This is a genomic window from Gottfriedia sp. ABJ_BB2_2, assembly GCF_055484705.1.
This window is the reverse complement of sequence record NZ_JBVFKR010000001.1, coordinates 855,910-869,393: the sequence shown is the minus strand read 5'-3', so window position 1 is coordinate 869,393 and position 13,484 is coordinate 855,910. Positions and strand designations below refer to the sequence as shown.

General features: G+C 35.0%; 12 protein-coding genes. All 12 read left to right on the top strand.

Going from position 1 to position 13,484, the window contains the following annotated elements; genetic code table 11:
• The first annotated feature begins 137 nt into the window (after positions 1-137).
• The 12 genes from sdaAB (at position 138) to ACX6U0_RS04350 (ending at position 13,483) form a co-directional block, all read left to right on the top strand.
• Positions 138-803, top strand: a complete 666-nt coding sequence (gene sdaAB, locus ACX6U0_RS04405; protein ID WP_464958765.1) for an L-serine ammonia-lyase, iron-sulfur-dependent subunit beta — start codon at positions 138-140, stop codon at positions 801-803.
• A gap of 18 nt (positions 804-821) precedes the next feature.
• Positions 822-1,703, top strand: coding sequence for an L-serine ammonia-lyase, iron-sulfur-dependent, subunit alpha (sdaAA, locus tag ACX6U0_RS04400; protein ID WP_464958764.1), 882 nt, complete (start codon positions 822-824; stop codon positions 1,701-1,703).
• Positions 1,703-3,751 (top strand): ATP-dependent DNA helicase RecG, encoded by a 2,049-nt coding sequence (gene recG / locus ACX6U0_RS04395; RefSeq protein ID WP_464958763.1) that lies wholly within the window; start codon positions 1,703-1,705, stop codon positions 3,749-3,751. The genes sdaAA and recG overlap by 1 nt, the downstream gene beginning before the upstream one ends.
• 102 nt (positions 3,752-3,853) lie before the next feature.
• On the top strand, positions 3,854-4,420 hold the full coding sequence (fapR, locus tag ACX6U0_RS04390; protein WP_464958762.1) for a transcription factor FapR: 567 nt from the start codon (positions 3,854-3,856) through the stop codon (positions 4,418-4,420).
• A gap of 14 nt (positions 4,421-4,434) precedes the next feature.
• Positions 4,435-5,433, top strand: a complete 999-nt coding sequence (gene plsX / locus ACX6U0_RS04385) for a phosphate acyltransferase PlsX (RefSeq protein ID WP_464958761.1) — start codon at positions 4,435-4,437, stop codon at positions 5,431-5,433.
• A gap of 13 nt (positions 5,434-5,446) precedes the next feature.
• A complete protein-coding gene (gene fabD / locus ACX6U0_RS04380; RefSeq protein ID WP_464958760.1) occupies positions 5,447-6,397 on the top strand; it encodes an ACP S-malonyltransferase in 951 nt (316 codons plus the stop codon).
• Positions 6,391-7,134 carry a 3-oxoacyl-[acyl-carrier-protein] reductase gene (fabG, locus tag ACX6U0_RS04375; protein ID WP_087998570.1) on the top strand — a complete coding sequence of 248 codons (744 nt, stop codon included), beginning with the start codon at positions 6,391-6,393 and terminating at the stop codon, positions 7,132-7,134. The genes fabD and fabG overlap by 7 nt, the downstream gene beginning before the upstream one ends.
• Before the next feature lie 67 nt (positions 7,135-7,201).
• Entirely contained in the window at positions 7,202-7,435 is a 234-nt protein-coding gene (gene acpP / locus ACX6U0_RS04370) for an acyl carrier protein (RefSeq protein ID WP_087998569.1), read from the top strand.
• Positions 7,436-7,529: 94 nt separating this feature from the next.
• Positions 7,530-8,270, top strand: coding sequence for a ribonuclease III (gene rnc / locus ACX6U0_RS04365; RefSeq protein ID WP_464958759.1), 741 nt, complete (start codon positions 7,530-7,532; stop codon positions 8,268-8,270).
• A gap of 119 nt (positions 8,271-8,389) precedes the next feature.
• Positions 8,390-11,959, top strand: coding sequence for a chromosome segregation protein SMC (smc, locus tag ACX6U0_RS04360; protein WP_464958879.1), 3,570 nt, complete (start codon positions 8,390-8,392; stop codon positions 11,957-11,959).
• 17 nt (positions 11,960-11,976) lie between these two features.
• Positions 11,977-12,969, top strand: a complete 993-nt coding sequence (ftsY, locus tag ACX6U0_RS04355) for a signal recognition particle-docking protein FtsY (protein WP_464958758.1) — start codon at positions 11,977-11,979, stop codon at positions 12,967-12,969.
• Positions 12,970-13,150: 181 nt separating this feature from the next.
• Positions 13,151-13,483: a putative DNA-binding protein gene (locus tag ACX6U0_RS04350; protein ID WP_464958878.1), complete on the top strand. Its 333-nt coding sequence runs from the start codon at positions 13,151-13,153 to the stop codon at positions 13,481-13,483.
• Position 13,484: the final 1 nt, after the last annotated feature.

Sequence of the window (13,484 nt, the reverse complement as noted above, 5' to 3'; positions counted from 1 at the left end):
TTTATTATTTCGTATTACACTATAAGTTGGACAACTTATTGTCTTTACTGTCATATTTTGATGAGACTATTTGTTTTTACTATAGAGAAACTAAATGTAAACACGCTTTTTTACAATAAGGTAATGGGGGAAAAGTAATGAAGTATAAAAGTGTTTTTGATATTATTGGACCGATTATGATTGGACCATCAAGTTCACACACTGCAGGGGCTGCGAAAATTGGTCGTGTCGCTAGAAACTTATATGGTAAAGAGCCTCAAAAAGTCGTTATTTCTTTGTATGGTTCTTTTGCTAAAACATATCGCGGACATGGAACTGATGTTGCGCTTGTTGGTGGATTACTTGATTTTGATACATTTGATGAGCGAATTCCAGAATCATTAAATATTTCTAAAGATAAAGGGATGAGTGTTGAGTTTATAGAAGAAGATGCAATTACTGAACATCCAAATACGGTTAAAATTTCAATTCAAGATGACGAGAATCAGCCTTTTGAGCTTGTAGGAATTTCTATTGGCGGCGGTAAAATTGAAATTATTGAATTAAATGGTTTTGAACTTAAGCTTTCTGGTAATTATCCAGCTATCCTAGTTGTTCATAATGACCGATATGGTTCTATTGCTGGTGTTACAAATGTGCTAATGAAATATGCAGTCAATATCGGGCATATGGAAGTGTCTAGAAAAGAAGTAGGTCAAATCGCTTTAATGGCAATTGAAGTGGATCAAGATTTAGATGAGAAAATATTAAAAGAGATAGAATCTTTACCACATATTATACGTGTAACAAAAATGGTGGACTAAGAGAGGGGGAGCGTCATTATGTTTAAAAATGTGGCAGAGTTAGTTGAACTGGCTGAATCAAAAAATGTTAAAATTTCGGAAATCATGATTCAACAAGAAATGTTATTTACAGGTAGAAGTCGAGAAGACATTCTAGCAAAAATGGAACAAAATCTTGTTGTAATGGAAAAAGCGGTTGAAAGAGGATTAGCAGGTGTCCATTCACCAACTGGTTTAACTGGTGGGGACGCAGTACTTCTTCAAAGATATATTGAAAAGGGGAATATGCTTTCTGGTCATTTTCTTTTAGATGCAGTGAGTAAAGCGGTTGCAACAAATGAAGTAAATGCTGCAATGGGAACAATTTGTGCAACACCTACTGCGGGATCTGCTGGGGTTGTACCAGGTACATTATTTGCTGTTAAGGAGAAATTAAATCCAACTCGTATGCAAATGATTGAGTTCCTACTTACTTCAGGCGCATTTGGATTTGTTGTTGCAAATAACGCATCTATTTCAGGTGCTGCTGGTGGTTGCCAAGCTGAGGTTGGTTCTGCGAGCGGTATGGCTGCTGCAGCAATCGTTGAAATTGCTGGTGGGACACCAAGCCAAAGTGCGGAAGCATTTGCTATTACGTTAAAAAATATGCTTGGTTTAGTATGTGACCCAGTTGCTGGTTTAGTTGAGGTTCCTTGCGTGAAGAGAAATGCGATGGGAGCAGCAAATGCGATGGTGGCAGCAGATATGGCATTAGCTGGTATTACAAGTCGTATTCCTTGTGATGAAGTAATTGATGCGATGTACAGAATCGGACAAACAATGCCATCTGCACTTAGAGAAACAGCTGAAGGAGGATTAGCGGCAACACCAACTGGCCGAGAATTAGAAGCAAAAATATTTGGTGTATCGCTAAAAAAATAGTGAGCTACGAACTAGAACAAAATATCTCAGTGCTAAGTGGTGTGGGTGAAGAAACCGCGGCACTTTTAAACGAAATGGGTATATTTACAGTCAATGATTTAATTGAATATTTACCATATCGATATGAAGATTACCGCAATAAGGATTTATCTGAAGTGAAGCATGATGAGCGCGTGACAGTAGAGGGTGTTGTGCATAGCGCTCCTCTTCTTCAGTATTTTGGGAAAAATAAATCTCGATTAACTTTTCGTGTATTAGTTGATCGTTATTTAGTTACAGTTATTTGTTTTAATCGTCCATATTATAAAACAAAACTAAACTTAAACGAACAAGTAACCGTTTCTGGCAAATGGGATCAACATAGACAAACAATTACTTTAACAGATCTTGTATTTGGGTCAAGAACAAATGCAAATGAAATAGAACCAGTCTATTCAATCAAAGGGAAAATGTCTGTAAAAACGATGCGCAAGTTCGTTGAACAAGCGTTTAAAAAATTCGGCCAATATATAGATGATTTGGTTCCGAATGATCTAATGAGTAAATATAAGCTTATGAATCGAAAAGAAACAATGAGTTTACTACATCATCCTGTTGATGCAAATAGTTTAAAACAAGCGAGAAGAAGCTTTGTTTATGAGGAATTTTTTCTATTTCAATTAAAAATGCAAGCTCTTCGAAAAATTCAACGTAATCAATCAAAAGGAATTCCGAAGGTTTTACACCATGACAAAATCCAAGCATTAATTCAATCATTACCATTCCCTCTAACATCAGCCCAAAACCGAGTTGTGCAAGAAATATTCAATGATTTAGTAAGTCCATCAAGAATGAACCGATTGTTACAAGGTGACGTAGGGTCGGGGAAAACAGTAGTTGCTACAATTGCACTATATGCATGTGCTCTAGATGGCTATCAAGGAGCATTAATGGTTCCAACAGAAATTTTAGCTGAGCAGCATTTCGAGTCATTATCGAATTTATTGCAGGAAACAAATATTAACGTAGCACTTTTAACAAGTTCGGTTAAAGGTAAAAAGCGACGTGAAATACTTGAGAGGTTAAAATTAGGTGAAGTACATATATTAGTAGGAACTCACGCTTTGATTCAAGATGAGGTTCAATTTAACAAATTGGGAATTGTGATTACGGATGAACAACATCGTTTCGGTGTTGGGCAGCGAAGAATCTTAAGAGAAAAAGGATACTTTCCAGATGTTTTATTTATGACTGCAACACCAATTCCTAGAACACTCGCTATTACAGCGTTTGGGGAAATGGATGTCTCTATTATTGATGAGTACCCTGCTGGCCGTAAAAAAATTGAAACGTATTGGGTTAAACAAGAAATGTTCGATCGTGTGTTAGGTTTTATTGAAAATGAAATTAAAAAGGGTAGACAAGCCTATGTGATTTGTCCGCTCATTGAGGAATCTGAAAAATTAGATCTTCAAAATGCATTAGATTTACATAGTGTACTTTCATTTCATTATAAAAGTTTGGCAAAAGTCGGGTTAATGCACGGTAAGTTATCATCTTCAGAAAAAGATGAAGTAATGAAGGCCTTTGCTGCAAATGATGTACAAATTTTAGTGTCAACAACTGTAGTTGAAGTAGGGGTGAATGTACCAAACGCAACTGTTATGGTCATTTACGATGCAGACCGTTTTGGTTTATCTCAGTTACACCAATTACGCGGACGAGTTGGTCGAGGTTCAGAACAATCGTATTGTATTTTAGTTGGCAACCCTAAAAGTGAAGTTGGTAAAGAAAGACTAACAATCATGACGGAAACGAATGATGGATTTGAGTTATCTGAAAAGGACTTAGAATTAAGAGGACCTGGTGACTTTTTCGGGAAACAGCAAAGCGGAGTACCAGAATTCAAAATGGCAGATATGGTTCATGATTACAGAGCGCTAGAGGTTGCTCGAAATGATGCAACAATGCTAGTTAATTCTAATGATTTTTGGAAAGCTAACGAATATAAGGGCTTAAGAGAGTACTTAGAACGAACGGGAATATTTGATTCAGAAAAATTAGATTAGTACTAGGTATTAAAAGTTTGTAAAAAACTATTGAAATACGTGGGTATATAATATACACTGTATTTAATACCTGGTCATAAATAATGTGTAGAGGTATGTAAAATGAGAAGAAACAAAAAAGATCGTCATGAATTGTTAAGAAAAATAATAGAAGAAAATCCATTTATTACAGATGAAGATTTAGCGATTCAATTGTCTGTTAGTATACAAACTATTCGTCTTGATCGTCTTGAATTATCAATTCCTGAGTTGAGAGAACGTATCAAAAATGTTGCCACTCAGCAATTACAAGATGTAAAATCATTACCTGTCGATGAAATTATAGGTGAAGTGATTGATATTCATTTTAATGAAAGTGCCATTTCAATTTTTGATGTGAGAGAAGAACATACTTTCAGTCGTAATGGCATTGCCCGTGGACATCATTTATTTGCGCAAGCTAACTCTTTAGCAGTAGCAGTCATTCACGATGATTTAGCTTTGACAGCTAAATCAAATTTTGTTTTTATTAAACCTGTAAGAACAAATGAACGTGTCATTGCAAAAGCAAAAGTGTTACCGCAAACTGAAGATCCGAAGCGAAGATTAGTTGAAATCAATGGCTTTGTTGAAAATGAGCAGGTTTTTCATGGCTTATTTGAAATGTACCATCGAAGTATTGAAGAATAGGGAAGTGACAATTGATGAAATTAGCAATCGATGCAATGGGTGGAGATCATGCACCAAAAGCGATAGTTGAAGGTGCAATGTTAGCTATTGAAAAATTAGAGGATTTACATATTACTTTAATCGGTGATGAGTCGAAAATTAAACCATTTTTAACAAATGGTAAGAACATCACCATTATTCATACAGATGAAGTGATTGAAGGGACAGAAGAGCCTGTTAGAGCTGTCCGTAGAAAGAAAAACGCTTCTATGGTACTTATGGCAAATGAAGTCAAAGAAGGTAGAGCGGATGCTTGTATTTCAGCTGGTAACACAGGAGCATTAATGACAGCAGGTTTACTTGTTGTAGGTCGTATGGAAGGTGTCGAACGACCTGCATTATCACCAACAATGCCTACTCTAGATGGAAAAGGTTTTGTATTTCTTGATGTTGGTGCTAACGTTGATGCAAAACCAACACATTTATTACAATATGCTGTAATGGCCTCTGTTTACGCTGAAAAAGTAAGAGGTATAAACAATCCAACAGTTGGCTTGTTAAATGTTGGGACTGAAGATAAAAAAGGAAATGAGCTTGCGAAACAAACATTCCAATTACTGAAAGAAAGTAACTTGAATTTTATTGGAAATGTTGAAGCAAGAGATTTAATGAATTCTGTTGCAGATGTTGTTGTTACAGATGGTTATACTGGTAATGTAGCCTTAAAAGCAATTGAAGGAACTGCGCTTGCAATGTTTTCATTAATTAAAGATGCGATGCTTACAAGTTTTACAACGAAGCTAGCAGCAGCTGTATTAAAGCCTAATTTAAAGGGTATTAAAAAGAAAATGGATTATGCTGAATATGGTGGTGCTGCACTATTCGGACTAAAAGCACCTGTAATTAAAGCTCATGGGAGCTCTGATTCATTAGGGATTTATAGTGCGATTAAACAATCGAAAACGATGGTTGACCATAATGTTGTAAAGCTAGTAAGTGATCACATGGAAAATAATAACGAATTAAACGCATAAGGGGGTCACTCCATTGGGTAAAGTGGCATTTATTTTTCCTGGTCAAGGATCACAAAAAGTTGGAATGGGTAAGGATTTAGTTGAAGCATATCAAGAATGTAATGCGATTTATGAAACTGCAAATAATCAAGTTGGTTTTAATCTATCTGACCTTATTTTTAATGGTAATGATGAAGATTTAACTGTTACATATCATGCACAACCTGCGATATTAACGACTTCAATTGCCCTTTTAGAGAAAATAAAAGAAGCAGGGATTAAACCAGATTACGTTGCTGGACACAGTTTAGGTGAGTTTTCTGCGCTTGTAGCAGCAGAAGCAATCTCATTTGAAGATGGTGTTAAACTAGTTCATAAACGTGGTAAGCTAATGGATCAAGCGGTGCCAGTTGGACAAGGTGCAATGGCGGCTGTCTTATTTTTAGCTCCTGATAAAATTGAAGAAGTTCTTACTGAAGTCAATAAAAAAGGTCATTCCGTTGGCGTGGCAAACTATAATTCACCTACTCAGGTTGTTATTACTGGTGATGCAGAAGGTGTTCAAATTGCTTCTGGATTATTGAAAGAAGCTGGAGCAAAGCGTGTATTACCGCTTAAAGTAAGTGGACCGTTTCATTCATCATTAATGAAGCCTGCTAGTGAAGAATTCCAAAATGAGCTTGGAAAAATAAATGTTGAATCATGTACTTACCCATTAATTTCGAATGTAACTGCAAAGCAAATTACAGAGGCAACTGAAATTAAAGAATTATTAGTACAACAATTATTTTCACCGGTAAAATGGAATCAATCAATTCAAGAATTAGTGGAACTTGGCGTTGACACGTTTGTTGAAATAGGACCAGGTAAAGTATTAACAGGTCTTGTGAAAGCAATTTCTCCTTCAGCAAAACTAGTAAATGTGTACGATGTTGAAACATTAAAGCAATTTCTACTAGAATGGGAGGAAATGAAAACATGTTAAAAGGCAAAGTAGCACTAGTTACAGGTGGTTCTAGAGGAATCGGTAAAGCAATTGCTTTATCATTAGCAAAAAACGGTGCAAACGTAGTTGTAAACTATTCAGGTAATGAAGAAGCTGCACAAAAAGTAGTAGAAGAAATTACTGCTCTTGGTGTAAAGGCGATCGCATATAAAGCAAATGTTTCTAGCAGTGATGAAGTTGCTGCTTTAGTTAAAAATACAGTAGATGAATTTGGAAGTATTGATATTTTAGTTAACAATGCAGGGATCACACGTGATGGATTATTATTACGTATGAAAGATGCAGATTGGGATGCTGTTATCGATACGAACTTAAAAGGTGTATTTAATTGCATCAAAGCTGCGGCTAAATTTATGACGCGTCAACGTAATGGACGTATTATTAATATTAGTTCAGTAGTTGGTCAAATCGGTAATCCTGGACAAATGAATTACGTTGCTGCTAAAGCAGGCGTTTTAGGCTTAACAAAAACAGCTGCTAAAGAATTAGCTTCTAGAAACATTACAGTAAATGCAATTGCACCAGGATTTATTGAAACTGACATGACAAATGAACTGAATGAACAAATCAGAAATAGCATGTTAACAAACATTCCATTACAATCTTTTGGCCAACCAGAAGATATTGCGAATGCTGTTGTCTTTTTAGCAACAGATGCTAGTAGATACATTACAGGCCAAACAATTAATGTTGATGGCGGACTTGTAATGAATTAGTTTGGCGTTTTCAACATTTTTATGTATAATTCATAAGTAGACAATCATTGGGGGGAGGTGAATAATAATGCAAGACGTATTAGAACGTGTATCAAAGATTATTGTTGACCGTTTAGGTGTAGAAGAATCTGAGATCGCAATCACAAGTCGTTTCAAAGAAGATTTAGATGCAGACTCATTAGACGTTGTTGAATTAGTAATGCAATTAGAAGATGAGTTTGAATTAGAAATTTCAGATGAAGATGCTGAAAAAATCGTCACAGTTGGTGATGTTGTGAACTACATAGAGAGCAACATGTAATGAGAAAAGTCCCGTATTTTGTACGGGACTTCTCATCATTTTCTCGAGTAAGTAGTCAAAGCAGCATATCCGATTGGTTTAGGTGGAGGTAAATATGCCGCATTCAAGAAAAGTTAGAGAATATAAATTATCTGATGTTGAAAAAGAAAATTTTATTAGGTTTCAGAAGCAAATTCAAATTACGTTTAATAATGAAAGTTTGCTAATACAGGCATTTACACATTCATCCTATGTGAATGAGCATCGAAAAAAACCATATGAAGATAATGAGAGATTGGAATATTTAGGTGACGCAGTACTAGAATTAACGGTTTCACAATATTTATTTCAAAAGTATACGACGATGAGTGAAGGCGAGTTAACGAAATTACGAGCAGCAATTGTCTGTGAGCCATCACTAGTTAAGTTTGCAAATGAATTAGATTTTGGACGTTATATCTTACTAGGACGTGGAGAAGAAATGACGGGTGGTCGAACAAGACCGGCTTTACTTGCTGATGTATTTGAGGCATTTATTGGTGCTTTGTATTTAGATCAAGGATTACAAGTCGTAACAAACTTCTTATCTCTTCATGTATTTCCTAAAATCAATGATGGTGCTTTTTCGCATGTGATGGATTTTAAAAGTCAATTACAAGAGTTTGTGCAAAGAGACTCCACAGGTTCAATTGAATATAAAATTTTACAAGAAAAAGGTCCTGCGCATAATCGTGAGTTCGTATCAAAAGTGCTTTTAAACGGTGAAACATTAGGTATCGGAAGTGGACGATCGAAAAAAGAAGCCGAACAACATGCTGCTAAAGAAGCATTATTGAAGCTAAAAGAGTCTAAATAGTAGATGATAAGTAAAAAAACAAGTAGAATCTTGTCAAAATTACTTAGAAAATGACGAATTCCCCCTTTTAAGGGGGAGTTTTTGTGTATATAATTAAATCAAAAAAAGGAGGAATTGAGTTGTTCCTCAAACGATTAGATATATTAGGATTTAAGTCGTTCGCTCAGCGAGTTAATATAGATTTTGTTAAAGGTGTTACTGCAGTAGTTGGACCAAACGGAAGCGGTAAAAGTAATATTACAGATGCAATCCGTTGGGTTCTTGGAGAACAATCTGTTAAATCATTACGTGGCGCAAAAATGGAGGATATCATTTTTGCAGGTAGTGATGGTCGAAAGCCATTAAATTACGCAGAGGTTACATTAACTTTAGATAATGAGGACCAGCAGTTACCACTAGAGTACAATGAAGTAAGTGTAACTCGTCGTGTGTATCGTTCTGGTGATAGTGATTTTTATATCAATAAACAATCATGTCGCTTAAAAGACATTGTTGATTTATTCATGGATTCTGGTTTAGGTAGAGAAGCTTTTTCTATTATTTCTCAAGGTAAAGTTGAAGAAATATTAAGTAGTAAGCCGGAAGAAAGAAGAGGAATATTTGAAGAAGCTGCTGGTGTATTAAAATATAAAAATCGCAAGAAAAAAGCAGAAGCAAAATTAAATGAGACACAAGAAAATTTAAACCGTGTTGATGATATATTATTCGAATTAAGTTCTCAGATAGAGCCTTTAAAAATTCAAGCTTCTATTGCCAAAGAATACATAGGTCATAAAGAAGAGTTAGAAAAGGTTGAAGCTGCTTTATTAGTTTTTGAGATTGAATCATTACATCAAAAGTGGGAAGAATTGAAAAAAGAAATTTCTCATAATCAAGATTTAGAAATAGCATTATCAACTGAGATTTCAAAAGAAGAATCGAAGCAACATGAATTACAAGAGAAGTTAAACTCATTAGATGAATCAATTGATCAGCTACAACAGGTTCTTTTGACCGTTACAAAAAACTTAGAAAAGTTTGAAGGTCAAAAAGAATTAATGAAGGAACGTAAAAAAAATACGTCAACTCAGTCTGAACAATTAAGAAACCAAATTGATGAGATAACTGCTGGCTTAAATGAGCTTCAGGAATTAATTGAAGTAGAACAAGCAAGGAAAACAAGTTCTCATCAAAATGTGAAAAAATATAGAAATGAAATACAACAAGTAGAGTCCGAAATCACTTCATACGAAGGTGATATTGAAGAACAAATCGAGATGATTAAATCTGATTATATTGAACTCTTAAATAAACAAGCTTCGATTAATAATGAGAGAACTATGTTAGAGAAGCAACTAGAGCAGTATTCAGTTAAATCTAGTCGATTAGATGTTGAAAATGAAAAATACATTTTACAAAGAGAACACCTGAATCGAAAGAAAAGTGGGCTTTTAGAAGAGAAGACTCTGTTTGAAACAAATTTACAAGAGATAACTCAGCAATTGGAATCTAATTCAAGAGAATTTGAAAAAGTTTCAAAAGATCTGAAAGAAAAAGAAGAATTATTGTATAAAGCATATCAATTCATCCAACAAACTAAATCCCGCAAAGAAACGCTTGAAGAATTACAAGAAGACTTTGCAGGTTTTAACCAAGGGGTAAAAGAAATATTAAAAGCTCGAGGTACAAAGCTTGAAGGGATAAAAGGTGCGATTGCAGAAATCATATCAACGAACAAGCAATATGAAATTGCAATTGAAATCGCGCTTGGGGCAGCTACACAACAAATCGTCGTTCAAAATGATGAGCATGCAAGAAGAGCAATCCAATTTTTAAAACAACAACGTCTTGGCCGTGCAACGTTTTTACCAATGAATATTGTTAAAGCGCGTACAATTCCAGCTGGCGTCATAGATGGATTAAAGAATCATCCATCATTTGTTGGAGTTGCATCATCCCTTGTTAACTATTCGAATGAATATGAACAGGTCATTCAAAATCTTTTAGGTACGGTTTTAATAGCACAGGATCTGAAAAGTGCTAATGAACTAGCAAAACATGTTGGACATCGTTATCGATTTGTCACGCTAGAAGGTGATGTCGTGAATCCTGGTGGTGCGATGACTGGTGGGGCTGTACGTGCTTCTAATAATTCTTTATTAGGTAGGCAGCGCGAATTAGAAGAGATTACTGCTAAGTTAATCGAGATGCAGGAAAAAACACTTGTAGTAGAACGCGAAGTTCAATCGTTAAAAGCACTAAAGCAAACAAAAACTGTTGAGTTAGATAAAATGAATGCTGCAGTTTTACAAGAGAAACAAGCGCTTTCTCATACGATGGAGCAACTAAAAAGCATTGAATTTGAAGAAAAAAATATTAATGATGCACTTGCGATTTATGACCTAGAAATGGGAAGTTCTGCTAGTGATCAAATGAGAGCGAAAACTCGTCTTGATGAATTGATTACGTTAACTGGCAGTATTAAACAAGATATTTCTTCAAAAGAGCAAAGTATTAATGAATTAACAGACCGAAAACAAAATCAAAAAGCAATCAAGGATGAACTTCAATCTAAACTAACAAATGTGAAAATTTCGTTAGCTGGGGAAGAACAAACATTAAATTATAGTATCGAGCGTATTCGTCAATTCGAGGAAAATGCGAAAAAACAAAAACAGCTTTTAGAAGACACAAAAGAAAAAATTATTTTCTTATCAAGTGAATTAATGACAAATGAAAATGGAAAAGAAGAACTTGAGAAAATGATTTCAGATACGCGTAATGAATTTGCTAAAACGAATGAGATCATATCAAAGCGTCGCCAGCAGCGTTTGGCATATCAAACAGAGATAGAAGATTATGCTGGATCTTTACGTGAAAAACAACGTCAATATAAGTCATTAGCAGATTTGTTAAAACAACAAGAAGTAAATAGTAATCGTTTAGATGTTGAACTAGAAAATCGTCTAGAGCAGTTAAATATAACGTATATGACAACATATGAAGCGGCAAAAATGAAATATACATTAGAATTACCTGTAGAGGATGCAAGAAAACGTGTAAAACTATTAAAACGATCTATTGACGATCTTGGTACGGTTAATATTGGGGCGATTGAGGAATATGATCGTGTATCGGAACGCCATGATTTTCTTCAAGAACAACGTACAGACTTAAATGAAGCAAAAATCACACTTCATAACGTTATTAGTGAAATGGATGAAGAAATGACAAAACGATTTGAAACGAGCTTTAGTGCAATTCGAGAGAAGTTTCAAGTTGTATTTACTCAATTATTCGGCGGTGGTAGAGCAGATTTAGTTCTGACTGACGTAGATAATTTATTATTAACGGGTGTCGATATCGTAGCGCAGCCACCTGGGAAAAAACTTCAAAACCTAGGTCTGTTATCAGGTGGGGAGAGGGCCTTAACGGCAATCGCACTATTATTTGCAATTTTACAAGTTCGTCCTGTACCATTCTGTGTGTTAGATGAAGTAGAGGCAGCTTTAGATGAAGCCAATGTCGCTCGATTTGCTAAATTCTTAAAATACTTTAGTGAGCAGACACAATTTATCGTAATTACCCATCGAAAAGGTACGATGGAGGAGTGCGACGTATTATATGGAGTAACTATGCAGGAATATGGCGTATCTACATTAGTCTCCGTTCGATTAGATGAAGGTGAAGAGCTATTATCAAATGGTTAGTAGAAAGGTAGGAAGCTATGAGCTTTTTTAAAAAATTAAAAGAAACGATTTCAAAGCAAACTGAGACTGTAACCCAAAAATTTAAAAGTGGTTTAGAAAAGTCGAGAAATAATTTAACAGAAGGTTTAAATGATTTATTTGCTAGATATAGAAAAGTGGATGAGGATTTCTTTGAAGAGCTAGAGGAAATTCTAATCATGGCAGATGTTGGCGTAAACACTGTGATGGAATTAGTTGAAGAACTTAAATTTGAGGTCAAACGTAAAAATATTCAAGATCCAAAAGAGGTTCAAGAGGTTATTTCTGAAAAATTAGTTGAATTATACAAAGGAAATGACTTAGATGATGAGTCATTTGAATTAAAGATAAATCCTGATGGTTTAACAGTTGTACTATTTGTTGGTGTTAACGGAGTTGGTAAAACAACATCGATTGGGAAAATAGCACACAAACTAAAGCAAGAAGGCAAGAAAGTATTACTTGCTGCTGGAGATACTTTTAGAGCAGGTGCGATTGAACAGCTTGAAGTGTGGGGAGATCGAGTTGGTGTTGAAACAATCAAACAAGCAGCAGGTTCTGATCCAGCGGCTGTAATGTACGATGCTGTTCAAGCTGCAAAGGCTCGTAAGGTTGATGTGTTACTTTGTGATACTGCAGGAAGATTGCAAAATAAAGTTAATTTAATGAAAGAGCTAGAAAAAGTTAAAAATGTCATTTCTAGAGAAGTTCCAGGTGCACCACACGAGGTTCTTTTAGTAATTGACGCTACTACAGGTCAGAATGGTCTTGTCCAAGCGAAGACATTTAGAGACGCAACAAATGTTTCAGGGATTGTTTTAACAAAACTAGATGGAACAGCTAAAGGTGGAATTGTATTAGCTATTCGTAATGAATTGAAAGTTCCAGTTAAATTTGTCGGTCTAGGAGAACAAATGGACGATTTGCAACCATTCCAAGCTGAGCAATTTGTTTATGGATTATTTGGAGATTTAATCAAAGAACAGAATTAAGAGAAATGTTAAAGGGTATGAGTTGTGTTTCTAATTTTTTAGTCCACATCTCATCCCTTTTTTCTACTAACTCTTAATACCATAAAGTAAAAATGCTTGACAGGAGCAATGGTATTAGGTAAACTACAAATGTAAAGGCAATTCACTTAACAAGGGAGTGATAGTTTTGGCAGATCATACAATGTTAGATAAGACGATGAGAATCAATTATCTTTATGATTTTTATCAATCTCTGTTAACTCCAAAACAACAAAATTATATGTCACTATATTATTTAGATGACTATTCATTAGGTGAGATTGCAGAAGAATTCAGCATTAGTAGACAAGCGGTTTATGATAACATAAAGCGAACTGAAGCAATGCTGGAGGAATATGAAGAGAAATTATTACTTCTAAAAAAGTTTCAACAACGTACTGAACTCTTAAATCAATTGAAAACTTTCTCTGAAAAGGGTAAAGTTGTAGATGACGAGTTTCTTCGAATAATCGAAGCGTTAGAGAAATTAGAATAAG

Excerpts from the sequence above, each read along its gene's own strand:
- sdaAB (WP_464958765.1), top strand. The coding sequence starts at position 138 with ATGAAGTATAAAAGTGTTTTTGATATTATTGGACCGATTATGATTGGA.
- sdaAA (WP_464958764.1), top strand. The coding sequence starts at position 822 with ATGTTTAAAAATGTGGCAGAGTTAGTTGAACTGGCTGAATCAAAAAAT.
- fapR (WP_464958762.1), top strand. The coding sequence starts at position 3,854 with ATGAGAAGAAACAAAAAAGATCGTCATGAATTGTTAAGAAAAATAATA.
- plsX (WP_464958761.1), top strand. The coding sequence starts at position 4,435 with ATGAAATTAGCAATCGATGCAATGGGTGGAGATCATGCACCAAAAGCG.
- fabG (WP_087998570.1), top strand. The coding sequence starts at position 6,391 with ATGTTAAAAGGCAAAGTAGCACTAGTTACAGGTGGTTCTAGAGGAATC.
- acpP (WP_087998569.1), top strand. The coding sequence starts at position 7,202 with ATGCAAGACGTATTAGAACGTGTATCAAAGATTATTGTTGACCGTTTA.
- rnc (WP_464958759.1), top strand. The coding sequence starts at position 7,530 with ATGCCGCATTCAAGAAAAGTTAGAGAATATAAATTATCTGATGTTGAA.
- ftsY (WP_464958758.1), top strand. The coding sequence starts at position 11,977 with ATGAGCTTTTTTAAAAAATTAAAAGAAACGATTTCAAAGCAAACTGAG.
- ACX6U0_RS04350 (WP_464958878.1), top strand. The coding sequence starts at position 13,151 with ATGTTAGATAAGACGATGAGAATCAATTATCTTTATGATTTTTATCAA.